Genomic DNA, 25,894 nt, shown 5'->3' with positions numbered 1-25,894 from the left:
GCTGGTGTGGACCTCCGCCAGCTCGAATACTTCGTCGCTGTGGCCGAAGAGAGCAGCTTCACCCGTGCCGCCGCGCGCGTGCACGTCGTGCAGTCCGCGGTCTCGGCCGCGATCAAGACCCTCGAACGCGAGCTCGGCGCCGCGCTGCTCGACCGCAACTCCCAGCGCGTCCTGCTCACCGACGCGGGAGAGGCGCTGCTGCCGAAGGCCCGGGCGGTCCTGGACGCCGCCGCCGAGGCGAAGGACGCGGTGGCCCAGGTCGAGGGCGGGCTGAAGGGCACCGTGCGGATCGGCACGCTGACCGCGATGACCCTGATCGACCTGCCCGGTCTCCTCGGCGAGTTCCACCGCCGCCACCCCGGGGTGCTGGTGCGCACGAGCGCGGCGACGGCGGGGTCGGCGGGTCTGGTCGAGCAGTTGCTGGACCGCAGGCTCGACCTCGCCTTCGTGTCGTTGCCGGGGGAGGTGCCGGACGGCATCGTCCTCGACGAGCTGGCCCACTCGGTCATGGACCTGGTGGTGCCGGACGACCACCCGCTCGCCGCCAGGACCGAGGTGTCCGTCGCGGACCTCGCCGGCATGGACTTCATCGACTCACCGCTGGGCTACGGCAACCGCGCGGTGGCGGACCGGGCGTTCGCCGCCTGCGCCGTGCCCCGGCGCGTGACCCTGGAGATGTCCGACATCTTCACCGGCGTCGACTACGTGCGCAACGGTCTGGGCGTCGCGCTGCTGCCGAGCTACATCCTCGGCGACGCGAAGGGCGTCACCACGCTCAGGGTGACCGGCGCCGACCTGCGCTGGCCCATCGGGCTCGCGAGGCCGGCGGACCGCGCCCCGGCCGCGGCGGCCAGGGCGCTGATCGCGGTGGTGCACGAGTTCCTCGACCGCTAACGGGTGCAGGTGAAGCTCGCCGCGCTGTCCGGATCGCCCGCGCGGTAGCGGGGCCAGCCCGGGTACTCGCACAGCGGACGGGTGCGGTCGTGGGCGAGGTCGGCCACGACCGGGTTCTTCGGCGACCGTCCACTCCCGACCCAGCGTTCGAGCGCGGAGAGCGAGTCCCACCCGGCGGCGAACGACGGCGTGCCGAAGTTCGCGTGGTTGGCGCCGGGCACGAGGTAGTAGCGCAGGAATTCCCGGGTCGTGGCGGGTCCGAGGAGGTCGCGCACGCGGTCGTGGTAGTCGTTGGTCGAGCGGTGGGAGACCAGTTCGTCCGCGGCGCCGTGGAGCAGGAGCAGCTTGCCGCCGGAGCGCGCGAACGGGCCCAGGTCGGCGTTGTTGCGGTCCTGGACGGTCGACAGGTGGCTGATCCGGTCGAGCCACTTCCCCGGCCGCAGGGGATCGAGGCCGAGCGGGTCGAAGCCGGGGTCGCGGGTCAGGAAGTACTTGACCCACTGGTCCCAGTACTGCATCCCGTAGCCGCTCGTCACCGGCATCGGGTTGGCCGGCGCGGTCGTGCCGAACCCGAGGAACGGGGTCCGCATGTCCGCGCCCGAGAGGAACGGGAAGCCGGGGTAGCCGGTCTCCCCGCTCGCGACCCGGTACGGCCACCTCAGCGGCGTCGACATCGCGGTCACCGCGCCGATCTGGGCGTCGGACAGGCAGGTCTGGCCCGTGTCCACGCCGTCGGGGCAGCGCAGGACACGGGGGTCGAAGTGGCAGCCGGAGAGGTTCGAGACGACTCCGTCCCTCACCCCGTCCAAGCCGTCGCACGCGTTGATCACGTTGTCGTACAACAGGGTCTGCTTCGCCGGACCGGGGAACGCGCCGGGCCGGGCGAGCACCCGCGTCAGGTGTCCCAGGTACAGGACCTCGGCGAGGTTGTTCCAGGCGGGATAGCCGGAGATCACGCCGTCGAACGCCCGCGGCCACCGTTGCGCGACGATGAGAGCCTCACGCCCGCCCGTCGAGCCTCCGGCGAAGTACGTCTCGGCCGGGCTGAGCCCGTAGGCGCGCCGGATCAGGAACAGGCTCGCGTCGTGCGTCTTCTTCAGCGCGTCACCCGCGGCGAAGTTCCGCACCGCCTCGTCGTTGACGCCGAACGAGCCGTCCAGCGAGGGCACCGCCACCGGACCCTGTTGATGGCCGGAGTCGCTGGCGAACGTCGCGTAGCGCCGGGCCAGGGGAGCGGGCGCGTCCGCGGCGGCGAACGGCACGTTCCCCGTGAGGGCGGGGATCGTGCCGTTGTACCCGCCGCCGCCGAACATCATCGCCTTGCGGTTCCAGCCGTGCGGCAACGCGATCCGCATCTTGATGACGGGCGCCGCGGGGTCGACCGGGCGGATCTCGGCGTCGGCCTGGCAGTACTCGATCGTCTGTCCACTCACGACAGCGCTCGTCGTGGTGGCCGCCGTGACGCGGCCTCCGGTGGTGGGCAGGCTGAGCGCGGATGCCGGGATCTCCAGCTGACCGAGCCCCGCGCACGCCGGGACGCTCCTGGGCGGAGTCGTCGCGAGAGCGGGATCGGAACCGAGCAGCAGGACCGCGGTGGCCAGCACGACGGACGTCTTCACAGCGGATCTCCTGTCAGCGGTAGAGGTGTGTGCCGGGAACGGCCTGCGGGTCCGCGCGGACCTCGGCCGGGTTCGTCTCCGGCAGGAACCACGCGCTGACGAAGGTGATCAGCCCCATGAGCGTGATGTAGGCGGCGACGGGAACCGTGCTGCCGGTCTCGGCGATGAGCGCCGTCATCAGGAACGGCGTGCCGCCGCTGATGATGATCGCGGAGAGCTGGTAGGACAGCGACGCGCCGGAGTAGCGGACGTTGGGCGCGAACAGCTCGCCCAGGAAGCTCGCGATCGGGCCGTACGTGAGGCACTGGAAGGTGAAGCCCACCACCACGGCCACGAAGATCAGCGGTAGCGACGCGGTGTTGACGAGCGCGAAGTACGGGAAGCCCCACAACGCGACACCCAGGCCACCTGTGAGGATCAGCGGCCGTCGCCCGATCTTGTCGGACACGTGACCGGCCCAGGGCAGGACGGCGAGCATCGCCACGGAGCTCAGCAGCACGACGGCGAGCAGCCCGTTGCGGTCGAGCTTCAACGACGTGGTGCCGTAGTTCAGCAGTCCGGCGATGCTGACGTAGAAGAGGCTGTTGGTGGCGGAGAGGATGCCGCAGGCGAGCAGGATCGTTGCCCACCTGGTCCGGACGACCTGCGCGAGCGGGGCCCTGACGACCGCGCGCTCAGGCCGTGCCACCTCCTTCTGCAGCTCGCGGAACTCCGGCGTGTCCTCCACTTTGGACTGGATGTAGAGGACCACGGCGAACATCACGATGCTGACCAGGAACGGGATCCGCCAGCCCCAGCTGAGGAACGCGTCGTTCGGCATCAGCCCGCTGGCGGCCACGAAGATCAGGTTCGAGATGATCACGGCGACGAAGACGCTGGTCTGGCCGAAGGTGCCGGCGAACCCGCGCCGCTTCGGGCTCGCGGACTCGGTCAGCAGCAACATGATGCCGCCCCACTGGCCGCCCGCCGCGAGCCCTTGCAGGAACCGCAGCGTCACCAGCAGGATCGGGGCCAGCGCGCCGACCGACGACGCGCTGGGCAGGCAGCCGATCAGGAACGTCGCGCCGCCCATGAGCGCGAGGCACGTGACCACGACCGGCTTGCGCCCGTACTTGTCACCGAAGTGCCCGGCGAGCACGCCGCCGACCGGGCGAGCCACGAAGCCCGCCCAGAACGTGCTGAACGCGAGCAGGGTGCCGGTCAGGGCCGAGGACTGCGGGAAGAACACCTTGGGGAACACCAGGGCGGCCGCGGTGCCGTAGAGGAAGAAGTCGTACCACTCGATCGAGCTCCCGACCAGCCCGACGGTAAGCAGCTTGCGGAAGCCGCGGCGCCGGGTCGCGGACTGTTCTTCGGGCTGGGCCAGAGGGGTTGCCATACATGCCGCCTTCGTCGATGAACCGGCAGGTGATGACGGCCAATGCTAGGGCGGAGACCCCTCGGCGCTGAGGTCTGGATCACACACCACCTGCCTGGGTTCGGTGGGGCTTTCCGCCACCGGGGGCTGGGTGAGAATGACGTCGTGAGCATCGACCCGAGTGAGTCGCACGAGCTCGTGCGCCGCCAGCGCGAACTGGCGTCGTTGTACGCGACGGCCAAGTCGCTCACCGCCCTCGGCGAGCTCGACGACGTGCTGCAGTCGATCGTCCGCCACGCCCACGACCTGATGGGCACGGACTTCACCTACCTCTCGCTGGTCGCGGACGGCAGGCTGTCGGCCCGTGCGGCCGAGGGGACGATCTCCGCGGCGTTCCTCAGCGCCACGATCCCGGCCGGTGTCGGGCTCGGTGGCAAGGTGCTGGCCACCCGGCGCCCGCAGTGGGTGCGCAACTACGCCGCCTCGACCCTCATCGACCACGACGCCGGGTTCGACCGCCTCGTCGGCACCGAGGACCTGGTCGCCCTCCTCGGTGTGCCACTGGTGATCCGGGACGAGGTGGTGGGCGCGCTGTTCGCCGCGTACCGCTCCGAGCGGTCGTTCCACGCGGGTGAGATCGCGCTGCTGAGCGCGTTCGCCGACCACGCGGCGGTGGCGCTCGACAACGCCCGGCTCTACGAGGAAAGCCGGACCGCGTTGCAGGACCTCCGGGTCGCGTACCGCAGGATCGAGGAGCACGTGGCCGTCGTGGAGCGGGCGCAGGCGATCCACGAGGCCCTGACCGGGGTGGTGCTGGAGGGCGGGACACCCGACGACGTCGCCCAGCTCCTGGCCGAACAGCTGGGCGGCACCGTCACGGTGCTCGACGCGCCCGGCCACCGGTCCGGCCGCGTCACGACCTCGGTCGAGGACGGGGTCGCCCGCAGCGTGGCCCCGATCCAGGCGGGCGACAGCCGGCTCGGCGCGCTGGCGTGGAGCAGGCCGGCCGGTCCGGGCGTCTCGGAGGGCATGGACCTGCGCACGCTCGAACGTGCCACGCACATCCTGGGGCTGCTGATCCTCAAGGAACGGGCCGTAGCCGAGGCCAGCGAGCGGCTGAGCGGGGAGCTGCTGACGGAGCTGCTGGTCGGCGGTCCCGGCATCAGCCCGGCCCAGCGCGCCCGCACCCGTGCCCGCGGCATCGACGCCGACCGGCTGAACCTGGTCCTCGTCGCGGACTCGGCGTCGTCGTCCTCGGCCGACCTCCTGCGCCATCTGCACGACATCGCGAGGGACCGCGCGGGACTGGCAGGCGAACACCTCGGCAGGGCCACGATGATCGTGCCCAGCACGGACGACGACCGGACCGCCGAGGAGGTCCACCGGCGGCTCCGGCGCTCGCTCGGCGGTGCCGTCGCCGTCGTGGGGGAGAGGGCGGCGGGCCACGACTGGTCCCGCGCGTTCTCCCTCGCGAGCCGCTGCGCCGCGGTCATGCGGGCGATCGGGCACACCGACAGGGGCGTCACGACGGGCCGGTACGCCCTGTTCGCGATGGTCTTCGACGCCGACCGCGCCCGCGAGCTCGACCGCTTCCTCGCCACCTCGGTGGGGCCGCTGGCCGATTACGACGCGCGGCGCGGCACCGACCTCGTCGGAACGCTCAGCGCCTACTACGACCACCGTGCGAACGTCGCGGCGACCGCGCGCGCGTTGCACGTGCACGTCAACACATTGCTCAAGCGCCTGGACCGCGTCAGCGAGGTCCTCGGTGCCGACTGGCGCACCGAGAACGACCTCGAGTTGCAGCTGGGGCTGCGGCTGTACCGGTTGCGCGAGCTCTAGGCCGAGTCGCGCAGGGCGCTCTTCGAGAGCTTGCCGGTGCCGGTCTTCGGTAAGGCCGTCCGGAAGACGACCTCGTCGGGCAGCCACCACTTGGCGACCGAGGGCGTGATGTGCCGCAGCAGTTCGTCGCCCGTGGTGGCGCTGCCGTCGCGCAGGACGACGTAGGCGACGGGGCGTTCGCCCCACCTCGGGTCGGGGCGGGCGATCACGGCGACCTCGACGACGTCGGGGTGCGAGGTGAGCGCGCTCTCCAGCTCGACCGACGAGATCCACTCGCCGCCGGACTTGATCAGGTCCTTCATCCGGTCCACGAGCCGCACGTAGCCGTCGCCGTCGATCGTGGCGAGGTCGCCGGTGCGCAGCCAGCCGTCGCGGGTGAAGCTCTCGGGAGACTCCACCTGGAAGTAGCCGCCCGCGACCCACGGTCCCGCCACCTGCAGCTCACCGATGGCCTTGCCGTCGCGCGGCAGTTCCTCGCCCGTCTCGACGTCGGCGATCCGCAGGTTCACCAGCGGCAGCGGCTGGCCCTGGGACGCCCGCACCGCCTTCTGCTCGTCCGCGGGCGCGTCGCGGTGCTGGCTGCGGGTGCCGCCGATCGTCCCGACAGGACTGATCTCCGTCATGCCCCAGGAGTGGGTGATGGGGACGCCGATCGCGGCCCGGTAGATCTCGGACAGCGCCGGGGCGATCACCGAGCCACCGCCGAGCAGGAACCGGGTGGCGCTCAGGTCGTGCGACCGCAGCCGGGGAACCAGGCTCGTCCACACCGTCGGGACGGCGCCCGCGACGGTGACCCGCTCGGTCTCCATCAGCCGCAGCAGGTGGGCCGGCTCCGAGGACGGGCCGGGCAGGACCAGCGAGGCGCCCGTCATCATCGCGCCGTACGGGAGGCCCCAGGCGTTGGCGTGGAACATGGGCACGATCGGCATGACGACATCGCTCTCGCCCAGACCGATGAACCCGGCCGCGAGCGTGCCCAGGCAGTGCAGGATCGTCGACCGGTGGCTGTAGAGCACGCCCTTGGGCGGTCCGGTCGTCCCGGAGGTGTAGCAGAGCCCGGAGGCGAGGTGCTCGTCCGCGAGCGCGAACGAGTCCTCGAAGGAGCCGGTGAACGGATCGGCGGCCGCGACCAGGTCGTCGTAGTGCAGGACGCGCGGATCGGCCGGGATCGGCACGTCGCTGTCGTCGGGCAGCACCACCCAGTGCCGGACCGCCGGCATTCGTCCGGCGCTGGGCCAGATCCGCGGCAGCAGTGCGCGGTCGACGAACACGACGTCGTCCTCGGCGTGGTTGACGATGTACTCGAGGTGCTCCGCCGACAGCCGGATGTTGATGGAGTGCAGCACCCGCTTGGTGATCGGCACCGCCAGGTACAGCTCGAGGTGGCGCCGTGTGTTGGTCGCGAACGTGGCGACGCGGGCACCGGCCGGCACGCCGAGCGAGTCGAGCGCGGTGGCGAGGCGCCGGGTCTGCCGGGCCACGTCGGCGTACGTGACCCGCTCGACCCCGGCCGTCACGACCTGCTTGTGCGAGTAGAGCCGCTCGGCCCGCTCCAGAACGTGCGCGAGGGTGAGCGGCCGGGGTTGCATCAGCCCGTCCATGGAAAATCACCCTAAGTGAGCTCCCTGGCGGGCAGCAGGGGAGAACCTTCCACTCCTCTTCCTGTTGTGGCAGCGACTTCCCACACCGCTCATGCGCGATAGGCGTCGCACGCCAGCGTGATCAGGTCGGTCAGGTGCCGGGGTGGCTGGTCCTTCCACCACGCCAGCCACACGGCGATCGGCGGCGCGTCCACCACGGCCCGGTAGGCCACGCCGGGGCGGGGGTTCAGGCTCGCGGTGGCCTCCGACGTCATGCCGACGGCCTGCCCGGCGGCGATCAGCGTCAGCCACTCGTCGACGCTGTGGGTGTTGCGCACGACGGCGGGGGCCTTGCCGGGCTGCCACAGGTCGAGTGTCGTCGTCCCCGTCCGGTCGTCCACCGCCAGCGAGTAGCGGGCGAGGTCGGCGAGTTTCAGCGAACGCCTGCGCGCCAACGGGTTGTCCGTCGCGACCACGCCGTAGCGCCGCTCGGTGCCCAGCAGCGCCGTCTCGAACCGCGCGTCGTCGAGTGCCCTGCGCACGACCGCGACGTCGGCCATGCCCTCGGCGAGCCCGGCGGTCAGCGAGTTCGACTGCACGAACACCAGCGGCAACCCCGGACGCGTTGCGGCCCAGGCCTTCTGCACGCGCCGGGTGTGCTTGCCCAGCGCCGCCCACGCGTAGCCGATGCGCAGCTCGGTCAGCGACTGCGAGGCGATCCGGTGCAGGTGGGCGACCTCGTCCAGCACGCGCCGGGCACCGTCGAGCACCTGAGTACCCACGGCGGTGAGCGCGACGTGGCGGGTGGAGCGTTGCAGCAGCCGCACGCCGAGCGCGGACTCCAGTGCGGCGACCGATCTCGACACCGACGCCTGGGTGAGGTCGAGTTCCCTTGCCGCGTCGGTGAACGTGCCGGCGTCGACCACCGCCACGAACGCCCGCAGGTGCCGCAGATCCATACGTCCAGCGTATAGGCGACACGGCTGATGCATTTCCCGCATCAAAGCCGGGACCGCAGGCTGGACGCATGAAGAGCCTCGGTGGATTCGCCACGATGACCGCGAGCGCGGCGAGCAACCAGATCGGCGCCGCCGTGGGCGCTCACGCGTTCGCGGCCATCGGCCCGGCCGGTGTCGTGGCGGTGCGCCAGTTCGTGGCCGCCGCGGTGCTGCTGCCGATGGCCCGGCCGAACCTGCGGAGGTTCACCTGGGCGCAGTGGTGGCCGACGATCGCGCTCGGTCTCGTCTTCGCCACGATGAACCTCAGCCTCTACATGGCGATCGACCGCATCGGCCTCGGTCTCGCCGTCACGCTGGAGGTGCTCGGGCCGCTCGGTGTCGCGCTGGCCGGTTCGCGAACGCGCCAGGACTTCCTGTTCGTGCTGATCGCCGCCGTCGGCGTGTACGTGCTGGTGCTGCCGGGCCCCAGCAGCGACTACCTCGGGGTCGGGCTCGGCCTGCTCGCCGCGGGCTGCTGGGCCGCGTACATCCTGCTCAACCGCCTGGTCGGCGCCCGGCTGCCCGGTCTGCAGGCGCCCGCCGTCGCGACCGCCATGTCGGCGACGCTCTACGTTCCGGTCGCGGTGCTGCTGGTGCTGCACGGGAAGCTGACCGGGATGTCGATCCTGTACGCGGTCGGCGCGGGCGTGTTCTGCAGCGTCGTGCCCTACGCCGTCGACGTGATCGCGTTGCGGAAGGTGCCCGCGCGCCTGTTCGGGCTGGCGATGAGCGTGCACCCGGTGCTCGCGGCGCTGGCGGGTCTCGTGGTGCTGGGGGAGGCGCTCGAACTCCACCACTGGGCCGGAATCTTGCTCGTGGTCACCGCCAACGCACTCGCGGTGACTTGCAGCAAGTGGTCTGGATCACCTACCGTCAAGCCTGAAATGTGAATCCAATTCACTTAGCGGGGTGCTCATGCGGACGAAAGTCTTGACGGTGGTCGCCGCACTCGTCGGTGCGGCGCTGGTCAGCGGCCCGTTCGCCTGGGCTGAACCCGAGCCGTACCTGGTGGGCAGGGGCATCTCCGACGTCACCGGCCCGGCCGCCGAGAACGGCATGATGGGCTACTCGAAGTTCGACCAGAAGACGACGGGCATCCACCAGCGGCTGCGGTCGCGGGCCTACGTCGTGGTCGACCGCGCCACGTCCAAGCGCGTCGCGTACGTCAACGCCGACCTCGCGATGATCTTCCGCGCGGTCCAGGAGGGCGTGCTCACCAAGCTGCAGGCGAAGTACGGCAGTACCTACACGCGCGACAACCTGCTGCTGTCCGCCACGCACACGCACAGCGGCCCCGGCGGGCAGTCGCACAACCTCGCCTACAACCTCTCGATCCTCGGCATGCAGCCGCAGGCGCTGGCCGCCGTGGTCGACGGCATCACCGAGTCGGTCGTCGAGGCGCACGAGGACGTGAAGCCCGGCTCGATCAGTCTCGGCATCGGCGAGCTCACGAACGCGTCGGTCAACCGCTCGCGCGTCGCGTTCGACCGCAACCCCGACAAGGGCGCCTTCCCTGCCGGCATCGACCCGCAGATGACCGTGCTGAAGTTCAAGCAGGGCACCGAGAACGTCGGCGCGATCAGCTGGTTCGCCACGCACAACACGTCGATCACCAACGCCAACACGCTGATCAGCCCGGACAACAAGGGCTACGCGGCATACCAGTGGGAGCACGACGACGAAGGCGTGCGGTACCTGGACGACACCGCGGGCTTCGTGGCGGCGTTCCCGAACACCAACGCGGGCGACATGTCGCCGAACCTCAACCTGAAGCCCGGTTCCGGCCCCACCGAGAACGAGTGGGAGAACGCCCGGATCATCGGCGAGCGCCAGAACCGCAAGGCGCAGGAGATCTACCGCGGCCCGCAGTCCGCGGTCTCGGGCGGCGTCGACTCGCGCATGCGGTTCGTGGACATGTCGGCCGTGCAGGTCGAGGGCCGCTACACCTCCACCGGCCAGCCCGGCACCACCTGCTCGGGAGTCGTCGGCGCGTCCACCATCGCGGGCAGCATCGAGGACGGCCCGGCGATCCCCGGCTTCTCCGAGGGCATGCAGTCGCCGTGGAAGAAGCTCTTCGAGCCGTTGCAGATGGAGGTCCCGCAGTGGCTGCGGGACTGCCAGTTCCCCAAGGCCTCCCTGGTGCCGACGGGCCTGATCGGTGCCACGCCGAACATCGTGCCGCTGCAGATCGTCCGCATCGGACAGCTGCACCTGGTCGCGGTGCCCGGTGAGGTCACGATCACCGCGGGCCTGCGCATCCGCAAGGCGGTGGCCGCCGAGGCCGGTGTGCCGCTGCGGAACGTGCTGATCCAGGGCTACGCCAACGACTACAGCCAGTACGTCACCACGCCGGAGGAGTACGACTCGCAGCAGTACGAGGGCGGCTCCACCCTGTTCGGCCGCAACACGACCCCGGCCTACCAGCAGGAGTTCGCCAAGCTCGCCGCGTCGATGAGGGCGGGGACCACGCTGCCCGCCGGCCCGAACCCCGGCAAGCCGCCGTTCACCGACCTCAACCTGCAGACCGGTGTCGTGCTCGACGACAAGCCCGCGGACAAGAGGTACGGCGACGTCCTGATCGCGCCCAAGGCGTCCTACGGCCGCGGCGAGACCGTCACGTCCGTGTTCGTCACCGGTCACCCGAAGAACAACCTGCACCGCAACCACACCTTCCTGGAGGTGCAGCGGCAGGTGAACGGCCAGTGGACGCGCGTCGCCGACGACGGCGACTGGTCGACGCGCTACAAGTGGGAACGGGTCGGCATCGCCTTCTCCAACGCCACGATCACCTGGCAGATCCCGGCGGACACCCCCGCCGGCACCTACCGGATCGTGCACCACGGTGACGAGAAGAGCGGGTGGACCGGCAAGATCACCGGCTTCACCGGCGCCACGGCGGGCTTCACCGTCGGGTAGGACAGCACGTCCGCGACGGCCCCTGTCCCGGTTCGGGCGGGGCCGTCGTTATTCCCGGAGTCCCTGAGGCGGTGATTACGTTGTGCACGATTTAATCGCGCACTAGTTTTATGGCATCACCCCGGAACGCCAGGAGGAAGCCATGAAGCGCCCCGTTCTCGAACCCGCCGCCGCCGAGTTCGCCGCCGCCACCGCCACGCCGCCGTTCCTGTTCGAGATCGCCCCCGAGGAGGGCCGCAAGGCCGTCGACGAGGTGCAGTCGGGCCCGGTGGACAAGCCCGAGGTCGACGAGCAGTGGGTCGAGCTGGACGGCTTCAAGGTCCGCGTGGTCAAGCCGGCGGGGGCCACCGGTGACCTCCCGGTCATCCTCTACATCCACGGCGCGGGCTGGGTCTTCGGCAACGCCCACACCCACGACCGCCTGGTCCGCGAGCTCGCCGTCGGTGCCGGCGCCGCCGTCGTCTTCCCCGACTACTCGCTGTCTCCCGAGGCCCGCTACCCGGTCGCGATCAACCAGAACTACGCCACCGCGCGGTGGATCCAGAGCGACGGCGCCTCGTACGGCCTCGACGCCTCGCGCGTCGCGGTCGCCGGTGACTCGGTCGGCGGCAACATGGCCGCCGCGCTGACGTTGCAGGCCAAGGAACGCGGCGACATCGCGCTGAAGGCCCAGGTGCTCTTCTACCCGGTGACCGACGCGTCCTTCGACACCGACTCGTACCTGCAGTTCGCCGAGGGCTACTTCCTGCGCCGCGACGGCATGCAGTGGTTCTGGGACCAGTACACGACGAACCCGGTCGAGCGCGCCGAGATCACCGCGTCCCCGTTGCGCGCCACCAAGGACCAGCTCGCCGGTCTGCCCCAGGCGCTCGTGATCACCGCGGAGGCCGACGTGCTCCGCGACGAGGGCGAGGCCTACGCCGACAAGCTGCGCGAGGCCGGCGTGCCCGTCACCGCCGTCCGGTACGCGGGTGCGATCCACGACTTCGTGATGCTCAACGCGTTGCGCGGCACGCACGCCGCCGAGGCCGCGATCAACCAGGCCGTCGCGTTCCTGCGCGAGGCCCTGCAGAAGTAGGCGCCGTTTCCCGGCCCCGTTCCCCCGGTGGAGCGGGGCCGAACGGCGTCAGGAGAACCACGGCAGGACCACGAGCACCACCAGTGCCGCCGTTGCCGCGACGAGCAGCACCAGCCCGGTCAGCACGAGCGCGACCCGAGGCCACCGCGCGCCGGCCCGTACGTCCTGCTGGGGTGCGCTGCACGCAGAGGGCTGGCCGGCCGCCTGGGGCCGGGCCACCGGGCCGTCGTAATTGATCATGCTTCGGCCCACCACCGGCCAGGCCGGGACGGTCTCGGCGGAACCGCTTGCTTCATCGGGTTTCTCGGCCATCACGGCCACCCCTTCGACTGGGCGAGCTGCACACACCACGCCGACACCTCGACGAGCAGGAGGACGAGGCCGGCCACGAAGCACCACTGCAGCTTGCGGAGCTTCTTCTCGTTGGCGTCGAGCCACTGTTCGAAGTCGGCCGCGAGATGCCGTCGCATCGAGTCGAGGTCGTGCCCGAGGTCGACCGCGCCCAGCAGCCGTGACGCGCTGGACAGGAACGTCCACCGCCAGACCGGCGCGCAGATCACCAGCGCGAGGACGAGAACGCCGGTCATCGCGGCGATCGCGACGACCGTGGCCGCGCCCCAGCGGGACGCCTGCAGCGCCGTGCCGACGAACGAGGAGCTGACGAGAGCCGCGCCCGCTGTCAGCAGCGTGACGCGCGAGCGGAGGTTGTCGAGCGCGGCCTGCTGGTAGCTCAGCGCCCGCAGGGACTCCGAGAACACCAGTTCAAGCCGTCTGTCCGGCTCTCCGCTGTCCACCAGCCCATCATGCGCCGAACGGCACAGCGCAGCGTGGCCCGAACGGGTGGAGTCAGGCGCGCCGGGTGCTGGCGACGTGGAACGGCGTGCCCTGCTGGCACGTGGTCATGGCACCGGGATCGGCCCGCCCGGTCACCTCCACCTGGGCACCTGCCACCGCGATGGCGGGGTCGGCGCCGAGCAGCAGGTACTGCTCGCCGGTGGTCGTCAGGATCGTGCAGCCCGACTCGACGCCGCCGGAGATCGTGCCCCGCAGCGTCGTCACGCCCGGCTCCAGCGCCCGCGACGGCGTGGGCAGCGGAGGCGGCGTGGTCGCGGCCGACAGCGGAGCCGACGAGGGCGGCAGCGGCGCCGGGACGCTCGGCGCGGACGTGTCGGTGGTGGGAGTGCTCGACGCGGGCACCTGTGGCGGCGGCACTTGGCCGCACGACGCCAGCACCAGGCACAGCAGCGCGGCCGCTAACCGGCGCATGTCACGTCACCTCCGATGAACCACGGCGACCGGGCACGGCGCGTGGTGGAGCACAGCGTGGCTGACCGAACCCAGAATTGCACGCCTCATCGCACCGCGGCCATGGCTGCCGACCGCGATCAGCGCAGCGCCGTCGGCCGCCTGGAGCAACGCACGGGCGGGCGCGTCGAACGCGACCTCTTGTGCCACGTGCACATCGGGCCACCGCGCGGCGTGCGGTGCCAGGTGTTCCTCCAGCACCTTCGCCAGGTCGACGCGGACGTGGTCGAAGTCCTGCTCGGGCAGCTCGGCCCAGCCGACGTCGTTCCACGCGTAGATGGCGAGCAGGTCGCGGCCGTGGCGGGAAGCGTGCTCGAAGGCGAACGCGATCGCGTCGGTGGAGGTCTCGGAGCCGTCGACACCGACGACCACGCGGCCGTCGCGGGGGCCGGAGCGGGTCACGATCACGGGGCGCCCGGCGGTCGACACGAGCTCGACGGCGGTGGAGCCCAGGAACATCTCCGCGATGCCGGTGCGGCCGGAGGAGCCGAGCACGAGCAGGTCGCCGGGTTCGGCGGCGAGGACGTCGACCGGGCGGCCGATGCGCACGTGCGTGGCCACTTCGAGGTCGGGCCAGCTCTGCCCGATCTCGGCGGCGAGCTCGGCGAGGTGGTCCTCGGCTGCCCTGGACATCGTCTCCTCGGTGACGAACTCGGGCACCGGGATGGACATCGGCGTGAAGACGGGCTCGGGGAGGGGAGCGCGCACGGCGTGCACGACCTGCAGGGTCGCGCCACGGCGGGAAGCCTCCTCGGCACCGTAGTGCGCCGCGCGCCGGGCCAGGTCGGAACCGTCGAAACCCACTACGACCGTGGACATGACACCACCTCCGACCGGGGCATACCCGATCGGAGGTGGTTTCAAATGTGATCTAGTTGATGACGAACTGCGAACCCGGCTCGATGGTGATGTCGCCGTCCCTCGAGTTGGTGATCGTGACGTTCGTCAGCCGCGCCGAGCCGCGGGCCTGGGCCATCGCGAGGATGCCGGAGCCGTTGTTCGACTTGTCGATGCGGACGTTGGTGATCTGCACGTCCGGCATTCCGCTGCCGCCGCCCTTGAACTGGATCCCGTCGTAGGTGGAGTCGAGGATCTCGGTGTCGCGGATGACGACGCCGGGGATCGGCAGGTTCTGCGAGAACAGCGTGATGGCGCCGAACTCCTGCGCCTCACCCCAGAACGCGCCGCCCGTGCGGTGCAGGGCGTTGTTGGCGAGCGTCGTCGTCCCGCCGAACGGCAGCGGGTCGTGGTCGGTCGCCAGCATGATGCCCGGGTAGTTGGCGGTGTCGGAGATGATGTTGTTCTCCGCGCGGTTGTTCGACCCGCCGTAGATCGCGATCCCGTTGGCACGCCACGGCAAGGCGATCGTGTTGTTGAGGAACGCGTTGCCGCTGCCGACGTCCACGTTCTGGTCCTTCACGTACTTCGACGCCCACACCGCCAGTGCGTCGTCACCCGTGGTGCGGAACGACGAGTTGAACACCGTGGAGTTGCGCGTGCCGTTGGTGAAGTTGATGCCGTCGGCGTACGTGTCGCGGATGCGCATCCCGCTGAACTGCAGGCCGTCACCGGGGTTCCAGAGCTCGGGCAGGTTGCTGTAGTCGCGGCCCACCCAGACACCGACGTTGGCGTGCTCGATCCACACGTTGGTGATCCTGGTGTTCTTGCCGAACCGGCCGTTGAGGCCGACACCGCCCTCCGCGTTGCCGTCACCGCCGCGGATCCGGCCGGAACCGAAGATCGCGATGTCGGAGATCTGCGTGTTGTCGTCGATGTCGAACCCGAAGTTGCCCTCGTGCGGGTGGTTGATCGTGCCCGCGTCCTGCGGCTGGATCAGGCTGAACAGCTGCGAGTGCCACATGCCCGCGCCGCGGATCGTGGCGTTGCGGATGCCGACCTGGTTGTGGCCGCCGCTGCCGGACTGCGTCAGGATCTTCTTCTCCTGGCGGAACTTGCCCTCCGGGATCCAGACGCACGGGATCTGGCCGGTCTGGTCGGCCGTGACCGCGCGCTGGATCGCGTCGGCGTCGTCGGTCTGGTCGTTCGGCGTGGCACCGTACTGCGTGATCGAGACGCAGTCCGCGGGCTTCTGCGCGGCCGGCGCGACCTGCTCCAGGTCGATCAGGTCGATGACGTAGAACTGCGCGCTGTCACCGGCGTCGCGCTGGAGCTTGAACCGGGTGCCGGCCGGGTAGCTGCTCGCGAGCAGCTGCGAGGTCTCGTCGAACAGCCTGCGGGCGTCGCCGCCCGGACGGTTCGTGAGGCCTTCCGGGTCGTCGGTCGTGCCGTAGAGCCAGCTGTGGCGCGAGGACAGGGTCAGCTTCTGCACGAACTGGTCGTTCGCGTAGAGGCTGATCGTCGCCTCCTGGCCACCGCCGGCGGCGGCGTCCGGGATCGAGTTGCGCACGACGATCGAGTTGGTGCTGACCGTCGAGGTGACCTCGACGAACTGGCCCTGCGCGTCGAGCCGCACCGATTTGCGGCCCGAGGACTCGGACCCGAAGTTGGTGTGCCCGAACGTGCGCTCCGCATCGGCCTGCAGCAGCGTGCCCTGGTAACGGCCCGCTTCCGCCTCGTAGCTCGTGAACGGCACGGAAGCGCCGCGTCCGACCACAATGGACTGGGTCGCGGTGTTGTTGGTCTCGTTGGTCTCCGCGACCTGGCCGGTCGCGTCCGCGGTCGCGGTGGCCGTGGCGCCGCCGTTGGTGGCGGTCCAGGAGCCGACGGTGACCGTGACGGTCTGACCCGCGTTGATCGCACCGGTGTTGGCGTTGAGCGTGCTGCCGCCGACGGCCACGCGGGTCACCGAAGCGCCCGCTGCCGAGGTGCCGCGGTTGGTGACCTGCACCGCGAACGTCACCTGCTGGCCCGCCGCCGGGGACGACGGGTTCGGGGTGACGCCGGTGATCTGCAGGTCCGGTCCCGGTGCCTGGCCGACGACCAGGGGAGAGCCGGAGGTGAAGGTGTTGTTGCCCTCGTTGGTCTCCGCGACCTGGCCGGCCGGGTCCACCACGGCCGCGGCGGCGTAGGAACCGGCACCCCGCCGGCCGGCGTCGACGGTGACGCTGGCCGTGGCCCCGGCGGCGAGACCGCCCACCTGTGCGGTGCCCGCGGCGGTGCCGCCGAGCGTGACGTTCAGCGTCGTCGCGCCGGACGCCACGGTGCCGCCGTTGCGCACGGTCGCGGTGAGCCTGATCGCGTCGGCCTCGCTCGGGTTCGCCGGAGCCCACGTCAGGTTCGTGACGGTCAGGTCGGGCGCCGGTGCGGAGGCGCCGAACACCTGGAACTCGGCGACCTGGCCGCCGGGCGCACCGGTGTTCGAGTAGAAGTGCAGCCGCACGTCCGAGGCCCTGCCGTTCACCGGGATCGTGACGGTGTTGCCGGTGGCCGGGTCGAACCGGTAGTCGGCGCGAGCCTTCAGGGTGCCGAACGCCGTGGCGCTCGCCTCACGGCCGAGCACCTCGAAGTTCTGCGTGCGGGCGCCCCACGCGCCGTCGGGGTTGAGCTTGACGACGACCGAGGTGACGTCCGCGTTCGAGCCCAGCTTCGCGGTCAGGTGACCGGGAAGGCCGTTGGACTCCCAGTAGGTGCCGGTGTTGCCGTCGACCGCGTTGCCCGGCACGTAGGTGTGCACGTGCCCCGACTCCTCGACCGGCTTGCCCGCCGCGAGGTTGTCCCCGGGAGGTGGCGGGTCGACCGGTCCTGACTCGCCGTGCACCTCGAACTCGCTGAGCTGGGCGGCGGCCCAGCCGGTGTTCCCGGTGATCGTGACGCGCACGTACCGGGTGCTGGTGGCGGGGAAGTCCAGCGTCACCGTGTTGCCCGAGCCGGGGGAGAAGACCCTCCCGCCGGAACCGACGAGGTCGCTGAACTGCGATCCGGTGGCACTTCCTTGCACGGCAAGCGTTTGCGTGCGCTGCTCCCAGTTCGAGGGCAGGCGCAGCACGACCTTGCTGACGCTCTTCGCGGCGCCCAGGTCGGCCTGGATCCACTGGGGGAACGCGCCGTTCGCGCTCTCCCAGTAGCTGCCCTGGTTGCCGTCACCGGCGTTGCCGGCGCCGTACGGGCCGTTGGAGCTGGACGCGGTCAGGTTCGCGGACAGCCTGACGACCGCTGCTCCTGCCGTGGGTGTCAATCCGAACAGTGCGAGGGCGCTGACAAGGGCAGCGCTCACCGCACGCCTCACTAGCGTGTTTTTCATTGAATTGTCCTTCGCGGCAGGGAAATCAGTTGATGATGATCTTGAAGGTGGACGTCGTGTTCCTGATGTCCTGGAAGTTGTTGCTGAACCTGAGACCGTTGAACGTGACCTCACCGACGGCCGGGCCCTGACCCTGCTCCGGCATCTCGTTGGCCCACAGGCCGAAGCCGGACTTGGCGTCGAAGGCGTCGCCGCTCTTGCGCGCACCCGAGATGCTCACGTTGGACAGCACCGTGTCCTGGAAGACGTTCTCGGCCGCACCGTTGTACTTCGTCTGGAACATGATTCCGCTGTACGTCGGATCGACGATCTCGACGTCGCTCACCCGGATCCCCGTGTACTTCTTGGAGGCGGAGAACATCCAGATCGCGCCGAACGTCTGCGCGCCCCAGAAGTGGCCACCGGAGCGGACGAGCGTGAGCCCGCTGAACGTCGTCGGCTCCGGCCCGAAGTCCTCCATCGGGTAACCGAAGTCGAGCGAGCTGATCGTCACGGCGGAGTAGGTGAGCGTGTCCGCCACGTAGATGTTGCGGAACGTGTTGAGCTTGCCGCCGTAGACCGCGAGACCGGCCGCGCGCCACGGGGTCAGCACCGAGAGGTTCTCGAAGACGTTGTTCTGCTGGCCGCTCCCACCGCTGTCGGTGGCGGCGAACAACGCGAACGCGTCGTCCCCGGTCGACCGGGCCTCGATGTTCGCGATCCGGTTGCCCGCCGAGCCGTTGGTCAGGTTGAGGCCGTCCGCGTACATGTCGCGGATGCGGCTGTCCCGGATGACGTTGTTGTCGACGTTGTTGCCCCAGAACAGGCACATCATGTGCTCGACCCAGATGTTCTCGATGGTCATGTTCTGCACGCCGGCGAGGTCGAACACCTTGCCCGGCCCGTTGATGCGCGCGGTGTAGTTGCCGAAGACGGCGAACCCGCTGAACGTCGACCCGCTCGCGGACGGCTGCGCGCTGAAGCCGATGTCGGTGTTCTCCTGCGTGGGCGGCGCCTGGAACCGGGTGAACCAGGGACCCGCGCCGACGACCCGGACCGCCTTGCCGTAGACCTGGAACTTCTGCGCCGTCGGGTAGGTGCCCGCGGGCAGGTAGACGCCGACCAGGGCGCCGGTCGTGTCCATCCGGACGCGGTCGAGCGCGTTCTGCACGTCCTGGTGGGTGAACCCGGCGGGCACGGCGTAGCGTGCGGCATCGGGGTTCGCGGCGGCCGTCACCTGTTCGAAGTTCACGAAGTCGATCGCGTAGTTCGTGGTGTTGGCCGCGTCCTTCTGCAGCTTGATCTTCGTGCCCGCCGGGAACGTCGAGTTGAGCATCACGTTCGCCTCGTCGTAGATGTGGCGCGGCCCGCCCGCTCCCGGTGAGTTGCCCGGTTCGGCCTCGTTGCCGTAGAGCCAGATGTACTTGGAGGTCAGGTCGATGGCCTTGTGGAACTGGCCGTTGACGTAGACGTTGAGGTTCGACGTGATGCCGCCGCCACCGGAGCTGTCCGGGATGGAGAACCGGGTGACGAGGGTGTTGGTGGGGCCGGACGTCGTGAACTCGACCGACTGGCCGGTCCCGTTCAGCGTGACGGCGCGGCGGCCGGAGGCCTCACCGGCGAGGTCGCCGATCGTCCTGTTCGGACCGAGGACCTGCGCGCCACCGCCGACGGTGGCGTCCTCGGCCTCGACGTGCTGCCACGGGACGCTGGCACCGCGGCCGATGAACAGCGACTGCTCGCTGGTGTTGTTGCCCTGCTTGGCCGGGATCTCGTTGCCGTCATTGGCGATGACGGTGCGGACGGTGTAGCGGCCGTCGGCGGCGGGCCACGTGCCGAGGGTGAGCGGGGCGGTGGTCGCGCCCGCGTTGATCGTGCCGGTGTGGCTGCCGGTCAGCGTGCGCACGGCCTGGCCGCTGCTGTTCAGGATCGTGACCGTGACGCCGTGCGCGCCGGCCGCGCTGGCGGTGGTGCCCTGGTTCTTGATCGCGACGCTGAACGTCGTGGTCTGGCCGCCGGCCGGGTTGCTCGGCGACCAGGACGGCACGGCCACCAGGTCGGAGCTCGGGACCGGCGTCACGACCAGCGGGTCCGGGTGGATTCGGGCGTTGTTGGTCTCGTTCTGCTCCGCGACCTTCTTGGTCTCGTCGACCTTGGCCGTGTACTCGTAGCTGCCGGAGGGACGGGCCGCGATCGTGGTGCTCGCGGTGGCCTGCGCACCCGCCGCCAGGGCGCCGACCTGAGCCGTGCCGACAGCGGTGGTGCCGAGGAAGAACGTCACGTCGGTGGCGGCGCTGGCCGCTGAGCCCGCGTTGCGGACCGTCGCGTTCAGCGTGATCTGGTCGGTCTCGACGGGGCTCGCCGGCGTGATCGACGTCGTGGTGACGGTGAGGTCGGGATTCGGGGCAGGGGTGCCGAACACCTGGACCTCCGCCACCTGGGCGCCGGGCGCACCGGTGTTGGACGTGACGCGCAGTTGCACGTCGGCGACCCGTCCGGCCGCGTTGATCGTGACCGCGTTGCCGGAGGCCGGGTCGAAGCGGTAGTCACGGCCGGCGGTCAGGCTCGTGAAGCCGGTGGCGTTCTGCTCGCGGCCGAGGACCTCGACGTTCTGCGTGCGGGCACCCCACGCGCTGTCGGGGTTGAGCTTGACCGCGACCGAGCTGACGTCCGCGTTCGATCCCAGCTGGACGGTCAGCGTGCCGGGGAACCCGTTGGACTCCCAGTAGGTGGCCAGGTTTCCGTCGTTGGCGTTGGCGGCGACGAAGTTGTGCACGTTGTTGTTCGCCGTGACCGGCTTGCCCTGCGCCAGGTTCGTGCCCGTGGCGCCTTCGCGCGTCACGGTGTTGCTGGCGGGGGACTGGTTGCCCGCCGCGTCCTTCGCGATGACGTGGTAGCTCACGCGCAGGCCGTCGGGCTGGCTGTCGGTGTAGGTCGTGCCGGTCACCGTGGTCCGCAGGGTGCCGTTGGCGTAGACGTCGTAGGCGGTGACGCCCGTGTTGTCCGTGCTCGCGTTCCAGGTCAGCCGGATCTGCCCGGCCTGCGGCTGGGTCAGGGCGAGGTTGCCCGGCGCGCTCGGCGCCTGCGTGTCACCCCCGGTGGGGCCCTGCACCTCGAACTCGCTGAGCTGGGCTGCCGGCCAGCCGGTGTTGGCCGTGATCCGCAGCCGGACGTAGCGCGTGGTCGCGGCGGTGAAGTCGATGGTGACGGTGTTGTTCGCGGACGGCGTGAACTCGTACCCCCGGGAGGCGACGAGGTCCGTGAAGTTCTGGCCGTCGGTGCCGCCCTGGACCGCGAGGGTCTGGGTGCGGGCGCCCCAGCCGCCGGTCGGGAGCTTCAGCACGACCCGGTCGGCCTTCACGGCGGCGCCCAGATCGGCCTGGATCCACTGCGGGAACGCGTTGTTCGCGCTCTCCCAGTACGTGCCCTGGTTGCCGTCGCCGGCGTTGCCCGGCCCGTAGTTCTGGTTGGTGCTGCTCGCGCTGTACGTGGCCTGGAGGTTCGCGCCGACCGCGGCCTCGCGCACCTCGAGCTTGGCCGTGGTGCTGGTGGCGCGGACGTGCCGGACCAGCGTCGGGTCGACCTGGAACGTCACCTTGCCGTTCCTGAAGTCGTGTGGGCGTTCCGCGACCAGCGTCGACCAGCCTCTGCCGTCCAGGCTCGTCTGCACGGCGAACGTCTCGGTGCCGTTCCTGGAGGACGTGAGGGTGACCTGGTCGATCCGGGTCTGTTCGGCCAGGTCCAGGCTGACAGGGGCGGCCTGGGCCGCGGGGGCGGTGGTCAGGGTCGCCGCCGCGGTGATCAGTGCCGCTATCGGGGCTAGCAGGGAGCGAACGCGTGTCGTCGGTGACATGGCGTGCTTGGCCCTTCTCGGTGGGGACGCGAGGGGGTGTGGCGCGCCTCACCGTAGAAGTGACCAGCAGATTACCGCAATATCTCGACGTGATTGCGCAAATTTGCGACATAGCGCTCTGAACAGGAAAGACGGGTGTTCGTTCCCGTATCCGACCAGTGTGCCAGCGTCGGCAAGGGCGATCACCAGCGGCTGGACGGACGGCTTTGCGGGAGGTTCGGGCCCGAACCTGGCTCGAAAATTGATGGTGGGCCGATCTTTTGGCTTGCGGCCGCTTGCTCCGTGTTTGCCGTGCTTGCGTAAGGTTTGCGCAAGTTTGAGAGCTTCGTGAACTTGCTTGACCTCGAGTGAACTGCAGGTTCTACGTTCGGCTCCATGACGGTTCTCGTGACGGGGGCGACCGGGAACGCCGGAGCCCAGGTGGTGAAGGAACTCCTCGCGCTCGGCCAGCGGGTCCGCGCGGTCACCAGGAACGCGGCGGCGGCGCGGCTTCCGGCCGGGGTCGAGGTCGTCGAGGGAGACCTGACGCGGCCCGAGACGATTCCGTTCGACGGCGTCACGGGCGTGCACCTGCTGTCGAACGCGGGTGCCGACTACGCCGCGCTGCTCACCGGGCCGGAGCTGGTGCAGCGGGCGGAGAAGGCCGGTGTCCGCAGGATCACGGTGCTGTGGAGCGGGTACCGGAGCCCGCTGGAGGAGGCGGTCACGGCGAGCTCGCTGGAGTGGACCGTGCTGCGGCCGATGGACTTCATGTCGAACTCGCTGGTCTGGGCCGAGTCGGTGCGCCGGGAGGGGGTGGTGCGCGAGCCGTTCGCGTACGCGCGGAGTGCGCTCGTGCACGAAGGCGACATCGGCGCGGTGGCGGCCGCCGTGCTCGTGAGGGGTGGGCACGGCGGCCGCACGTACACGTTGACGGGGCCGGAGGCGTTGTCCGTGCCGGAACAGGTGGCGGCGATCGGCGCGGCGATCGGGCGGGAGGTCACCTACGTCGAGCAGTCCGAGGAGGAGGCGCGCGACGAGATGCTCCGCGCGGGGAGGCCTCGCGAGGTCGTCGACGTCCTGCTCGGGTGGAAGCGGGACATGCCCGCCGAGGGGTACACGGTGGTGCGCGATGTCGAGGACGTGCTGGGAAGGCCCGCGCGCTCCTTCGCCTCGTGGGCTCGGGAGCACGCGGGCGCCTTCCTCTAGCGCAGCAGGTACGCGTCGACGATCGTCTGCTCCACGGTCTGGCCGCTGCCGGAGGCCTTGGCGCGCAGGGAGACCGACTTGGCGTCCTTCGGGTGGGCGAGCAGCACGCGGTTGGCCGTGATCTGCGTGCGCTTCCACGTCGTGCCGCCGTCGTAGGAGACCTCGACCGACGTCACGCGCACCGAGTCCACCTGCGACTGCGTGGAGATCGGCACCGAGAGCATCTGGCCGGCGCGGGCGTAGCCGTCGTCGTCCAGCTGCGGGGCGAAGCGGATGACCGACAGCGGCAACGCCGTCTGCCGAGCCGTCGTGTCGCTGCGGAACGTCCACACGCCGGAGATCCTGGAGCTCAGCGCGTTGTCCCGGACGGCGGACGTCTCCAGGCGGTAGTGCGCGGCGCCGGGCTGGACGTCGGCCACGGCCCAGCCCGGTTCGGCCGTCTCCACGGCCTTCACGCCGTCGCGGTACAGGGTCGTGCGGGCCTCGGTCACGGGGCCGTAGCCCTCGTTGCCCGCGTTGTCGCCGTACAGCGGCACGGTGATCCGGACGAGGTCGCCGGTGCGGAACGAGTGCGGGACGTCGCGGGCCGGGGGCAGCGCCGGGCCGAACACCGGGCGGTGGAACGGTTCCAGGTAGGACCTGCCCGGCCTGTAGTGCCGCAACGGGGTGACGAGCGCGCCGGCGAAGCCGTTCTCGTCGAACAGGGTGAACCTGCGCGACCAGTCACCGCCCTCGCCGCCGTAGTACTCGGTGCGCGGGCCGGGAACGAAGTTGTCCAGCGAACCGTAGGTCCAGTCGGCGCGGCCCTCGGGCGAGGAGGTGTGGCCGATGGACGCGCTCTGACCCGGCTTGAGAGCGGGCATGTCGACCTTGACCGACGCGAGGTCCTTCTTCGCGACGGTCTTCGTCAGGCCGTCCGGGGCGGATCCCTTCTGGTACCAGGCGAGTCCGTAGAAGTCGGGGCCCGCGGTCCAGAACGTGGCGATCTTGCCGGTGACCTCGTCCGAGTCGGGACCGAGGCTCGCGACGCCGAGGTGGTCGGTGGAGCCGCCGACCGAGAAGTTGCCGATGGTGTAGGCGGTGCCGTCGACGACCCGCTCGAAACCGGTCTGCAGCAACGAGAGCTGAGCGGTGACGGGCAGCGTCACCTTGACCGGCTTCGCCTGGCGCGCGTCGAGGGTGATCGTCGTGGCGCCGGAGACGGTCAGGTTCGGGTAGTTGACGACGTCGTGGGTGTAGGCGGCGCCGGACGAGATCACGCTGCCGGTCAGGATGTAGCGGCCCTTGGCGACGCGGGCGACGCCGGTCGTGCTGTTCGGCCACACGCGGGCGCCGGTGTCGACGTTGATCATGCTCGCGAACGTCGAGGCGGTCGCGGCGCCGGAGCGCTCGACACCGGTGACCTGGACGTCGTAGCTCTCCACCTCCAGGTCGGCGACGACGGCCGTGCGCACGCCGCTCGCGACGATCGCGCCGCCGAAGACCCCGCCCGCGGGCTGCTGGGCGACGTCCGCGGTGACCGTGGCCTTCGCGGTACCGCCCGCCGGGACGGTGAGCTTGGCGGGCGACACGCTGAACAGGGCGCCGTTCGTCTCCGCCGACAGGTCGAGCGTGACGGCTTCGGAGCCCGCGTTGGAGTAGGTGATCTCCTGGGTCAGCGCGGGTTCGCCGGTGTGCGGCCACTGGTGCGCGCCGAAGCTGACGCTGGCCGGGCTGGAGGTCACGTTCTGCTGGATCAGCTTGGCGACGTCGACGCGGCCGGAGCCCTGCTCGAACGGCGTGAGCTCCTCCGTCGGCGTCGTGGTGCCGGTGAGCCGTGCTTTGAGGGCGGCGCCGTCCAGTTCCGGGTGCTGCTGGCGCAGCAGTGCCGCCGCGCCCGCGACGTGCGGGGTCGCCATCGAGGTGCCGTCGAGCGAGGTGTAGCCGTCGGCGACGGGCGCGCCGATCCTGCCGTCGGAGTGCAGGGCGGCGACGATGCCGACGCCGGGCGCGGTGAGGTCGGGCTTGAGCGTGCCCGCCTGCGTCGGGCCGCGGCTCGAGAACTCCGCGATGCCGTTGCGGTCGTCGACCGCGCCGACGGTCAGCGCCGCGTCGGCGGTGCCGGGTGAGCCGACCGTGCGCGCGTTGGGGCCGCTGTTGCCGGCGGCGATCACGAACAGCGCGCCCTTCTCGGCGCTGAGGCGGTTCACGGCCTCTTCGAGGGGTTCGACCTCGGGCGTGTCGTAGCCGCCGAGGCTCATGTTGATGATCCGGGCACCCTGCTCGACCGCCCACTCCATGCCGGCGATGATCCCGCTGTCCTGCCCGGAACCGTTGTCGCCCAGCACCTTCACGTCGAGGATGCTCGCGTCCGGCGCGACGCCGCGGTACTTGCCGCCGCTCTTCGCGCCGGTGCCCGCCACGATCGACGCCACATGCGTGCCGTGGCCGTAGTGGTCGTCGTTGTCGGGGGAGTTGGAGAAGTTGCGCTCCCCGACCTCCCGGTCCGCGAGGTCCGGGTGGGTGTCGTCGACGCCGGTGTCGAGGACGGCGACCGTGATGCCCTTGCCGGTGAGGCCCGCCGCGTGGGCGGCGGGGGCGTTGATCTGGGCGACGCTGCGGTCGAGGTTCGCCTGGCGCTGGGCGTCGAGCCAGATCTTCTTCGCGCCCGACGCGGAGAACGTGCCCGCGAGCGGCGTCTTGGCCGCGTCGAACGCCACGCCGTTGATGCTGCGCAGCTGGAGACCGGACTGCGCGATCAGGGTGCCTTCGGGGTAGGTGGCGATGACCGGGAGGGCGCCGCCGTACGCCGCGAGCTCGGTGACGTCGAAGAGGCGCTCGTCGAGACGGCCGTCCGCGATCATCGGAATGGCGTCGTGCGGCACCACGTACTCGTGTCCCGCGACGGTGTACGTCGAGAACAGGACGCGTTCGCGGCCGGGCGCGGGCCTGATCGCGCGCTGCCCGGTGAGCACCTGGTCACCGGTGATCAGCGTGACGGTGGGCGCCGGTGCCGCGGCGGGGGATGGAGAGGCATGGACCTGGCCCGCGGTGAGCAGTGCGCCGGCCAGTACGACGACTCCGAGTAAGCGCACCCGGTCCTCC

Annotated in this window: 17 protein-coding genes; 6 read left to right on the top strand and 11 right to left on the bottom strand. The window is 70.5% G+C overall.

Annotated features, from left to right (window positions below; all coding sequences use genetic code 11):
* Window positions 1-6: 6 nt before the first annotated feature.
* Window positions 7-894, top strand: coding sequence for a LysR family transcriptional regulator (locus ORI60_RS02930; RefSeq protein WP_266033714.1), 888 nt, complete (start codon window positions 7-9; stop codon window positions 892-894).
* Here ORI60_RS02930 and ORI60_RS02925 read toward each other — a convergent pair.
* A complete protein-coding gene (locus tag ORI60_RS02925; protein ID WP_266033711.1) occupies window positions 891-2,513 on the bottom strand; it encodes a tannase/feruloyl esterase family alpha/beta hydrolase in 1,623 nt (540 codons plus the stop codon). The genes ORI60_RS02930 and ORI60_RS02925 overlap by 4 nt on opposite strands.
* Window positions 2,514-2,526: 13 nt before the next feature.
* The gene (locus tag ORI60_RS02920; RefSeq protein WP_266033708.1) at window positions 2,527-3,891 is read right to left on the bottom strand and encodes an MFS transporter; all 1,365 of its coding nucleotides are present in this window, start codon (window positions 3,889-3,891) and stop codon (window positions 2,527-2,529) included.
* Between the two features lie 144 nt (window positions 3,892-4,035).
* On the opposite strand from ORI60_RS02920, the gene ORI60_RS02915 reads away from it, so the two are divergent.
* Window positions 4,036-5,712, top strand: coding sequence for a helix-turn-helix domain-containing protein (locus ORI60_RS02915; RefSeq protein WP_266033705.1), 1,677 nt, complete (start codon window positions 4,036-4,038; stop codon window positions 5,710-5,712).
* Here ORI60_RS02915 and ORI60_RS02910 read toward each other — a convergent pair.
* On the bottom strand, window positions 5,709-7,313 hold the full coding sequence (locus ORI60_RS02910) for a long-chain fatty acid--CoA ligase (RefSeq protein WP_266033702.1): 1,605 nt from the start codon (window positions 7,311-7,313) through the stop codon (window positions 5,709-5,711). The two genes, ORI60_RS02915 and ORI60_RS02910, sit on opposite strands and share 4 nt — an antisense overlap.
* An 89-nt stretch (window positions 7,314-7,402) precedes the next feature.
* Entirely contained in the window at window positions 7,403-8,251 is an 849-nt protein-coding gene (locus ORI60_RS02905) for a LysR family transcriptional regulator (RefSeq protein WP_266033699.1), read from the bottom strand.
* Window positions 8,252-8,319: 68 nt separating this feature from the next.
* Between ORI60_RS02905 and ORI60_RS02900 the strand changes: the two genes are divergently transcribed.
* From ORI60_RS02900 to ORI60_RS02890, 3 genes are all read left to right on the top strand, one after another.
* Complete coding sequence (locus tag ORI60_RS02900; protein ID WP_266033696.1) at window positions 8,320-9,180, top strand: EamA family transporter; 861 nt, start codon at window positions 8,320-8,322, stop codon at window positions 9,178-9,180.
* 25 nt (window positions 9,181-9,205) lie between these two features.
* Entirely contained in the window at window positions 9,206-11,206 is a 2,001-nt protein-coding gene (locus tag ORI60_RS02895) for a neutral/alkaline ceramidase (RefSeq protein WP_266033693.1), read from the top strand.
* 142 nt (window positions 11,207-11,348) lie between these two features.
* The gene (locus tag ORI60_RS02890; protein WP_266033690.1) at window positions 11,349-12,284 is read left to right on the top strand and encodes an alpha/beta hydrolase; all 936 of its coding nucleotides are present in this window, start codon (window positions 11,349-11,351) and stop codon (window positions 12,282-12,284) included.
* 48 nt (window positions 12,285-12,332) lie between these two features.
* On the opposite strand, the gene ORI60_RS02885 is transcribed toward ORI60_RS02890, so the two are convergent.
* The 6 genes from ORI60_RS02885 to ORI60_RS02860 form a co-directional block, all read right to left on the bottom strand.
* Window positions 12,333-12,524: a hypothetical protein gene (locus ORI60_RS02885; protein WP_266033688.1), complete on the bottom strand. Its 192-nt coding sequence runs from the start codon at window positions 12,522-12,524 to the stop codon at window positions 12,333-12,335.
* Window positions 12,525-12,595: 71 nt separating this feature from the next.
* Window positions 12,596-13,078: a hypothetical protein gene (locus ORI60_RS02880; RefSeq protein WP_266033685.1), complete on the bottom strand. Its 483-nt coding sequence runs from the start codon at window positions 13,076-13,078 to the stop codon at window positions 12,596-12,598.
* Between the two features lie 52 nt (window positions 13,079-13,130).
* Window positions 13,131-13,550 (bottom strand): hypothetical protein, encoded by a 420-nt coding sequence (locus tag ORI60_RS02875; protein ID WP_266033682.1) that lies wholly within the window; start codon window positions 13,548-13,550, stop codon window positions 13,131-13,133.
* A gap of 6 nt (window positions 13,551-13,556) precedes the next feature.
* The gene (locus tag ORI60_RS02870) at window positions 13,557-14,408 is read right to left on the bottom strand and encodes a universal stress protein (RefSeq protein WP_266033680.1); all 852 of its coding nucleotides are present in this window, start codon (window positions 14,406-14,408) and stop codon (window positions 13,557-13,559) included.
* 52 nt (window positions 14,409-14,460) lie between these two features.
* Window positions 14,461-17,724: a CARDB domain-containing protein gene (locus ORI60_RS02865; protein ID WP_266033678.1), complete on the bottom strand. Its 3,264-nt coding sequence runs from the start codon at window positions 17,722-17,724 to the stop codon at window positions 14,461-14,463.
* A 91-nt stretch (window positions 17,725-17,815) separates the two neighbouring features.
* Window positions 17,816-21,622: a discoidin domain-containing protein gene (locus ORI60_RS02860; RefSeq protein ID WP_266033675.1), complete on the bottom strand. Its 3,807-nt coding sequence runs from the start codon at window positions 21,620-21,622 to the stop codon at window positions 17,816-17,818.
* A 375-nt stretch (window positions 21,623-21,997) separates the two neighbouring features.
* Here ORI60_RS02860 and ORI60_RS02855 point away from each other — a divergent pair, with 375 nt between their 5' ends.
* The gene (locus tag ORI60_RS02855) at window positions 21,998-22,810 is read left to right on the top strand and encodes an NmrA family NAD(P)-binding protein (RefSeq protein WP_266033672.1); all 813 of its coding nucleotides are present in this window, start codon (window positions 21,998-22,000) and stop codon (window positions 22,808-22,810) included.
* Here ORI60_RS02855 and ORI60_RS02850 read toward each other — a convergent pair.
* Window positions 22,807-25,884 (bottom strand): S8 family peptidase, encoded by a 3,078-nt coding sequence (locus tag ORI60_RS02850; RefSeq protein WP_266033669.1) that lies wholly within the window; start codon window positions 25,882-25,884, stop codon window positions 22,807-22,809. The genes ORI60_RS02855 and ORI60_RS02850 overlap by 4 nt on opposite strands.
* Window positions 25,885-25,894 lie beyond the last annotated feature (10 nt).

This window comes from Lentzea sp. NEAU-D7 (genome assembly GCF_026242055.1).
GTDB lineage: Bacteria > Actinomycetota > Actinomycetes > Mycobacteriales > Pseudonocardiaceae > Lentzea.
The sequence above is the reverse complement of the archived record's forward strand: the minus strand, read 5'-3'. Positions and strand labels throughout refer to the sequence as shown.

Coding starts and splice junctions, on each gene's coding strand:
- ORI60_RS02920 (WP_266033708.1), bottom strand. CDS start 3,891: ATGGCAACCCCTCTGGCCCAGCCCGAAGAACAGTCCGCGACCCGGCGC.
- ORI60_RS02910 (WP_266033702.1), bottom strand. CDS start 7,313: ATGGACGGGCTGATGCAACCCCGGCCGCTCACCCTCGCGCACGTTCTG.
- ORI60_RS02905 (WP_266033699.1), bottom strand. CDS start 8,251: ATGGATCTGCGGCACCTGCGGGCGTTCGTGGCGGTGGTCGACGCCGGC.
- ORI60_RS02900 (WP_266033696.1), top strand. CDS start 8,320: ATGAAGAGCCTCGGTGGATTCGCCACGATGACCGCGAGCGCGGCGAGC.
- ORI60_RS02895 (WP_266033693.1), top strand. CDS start 9,206: ATGCGGACGAAAGTCTTGACGGTGGTCGCCGCACTCGTCGGTGCGGCG.
- ORI60_RS02890 (WP_266033690.1), top strand. CDS start 11,349: ATGAAGCGCCCCGTTCTCGAACCCGCCGCCGCCGAGTTCGCCGCCGCC.
- ORI60_RS02885 (WP_266033688.1), bottom strand. CDS start 12,524: ATGATCAATTACGACGGCCCGGTGGCCCGGCCCCAGGCGGCCGGCCAG.
- ORI60_RS02875 (WP_266033682.1), bottom strand. CDS start 13,550: ATGCGCCGGTTAGCGGCCGCGCTGCTGTGCCTGGTGCTGGCGTCGTGC.
- ORI60_RS02870 (WP_266033680.1), bottom strand. CDS start 14,408: ATGTCCACGGTCGTAGTGGGTTTCGACGGTTCCGACCTGGCCCGGCGC.
- ORI60_RS02860 (WP_266033675.1), bottom strand. CDS start 21,622: ATGTCACCGACGACACGCGTTCGCTCCCTGCTAGCCCCGATAGCGGCA.
- ORI60_RS02855 (WP_266033672.1), top strand. CDS start 21,998: ATGACGGTTCTCGTGACGGGGGCGACCGGGAACGCCGGAGCCCAGGTG.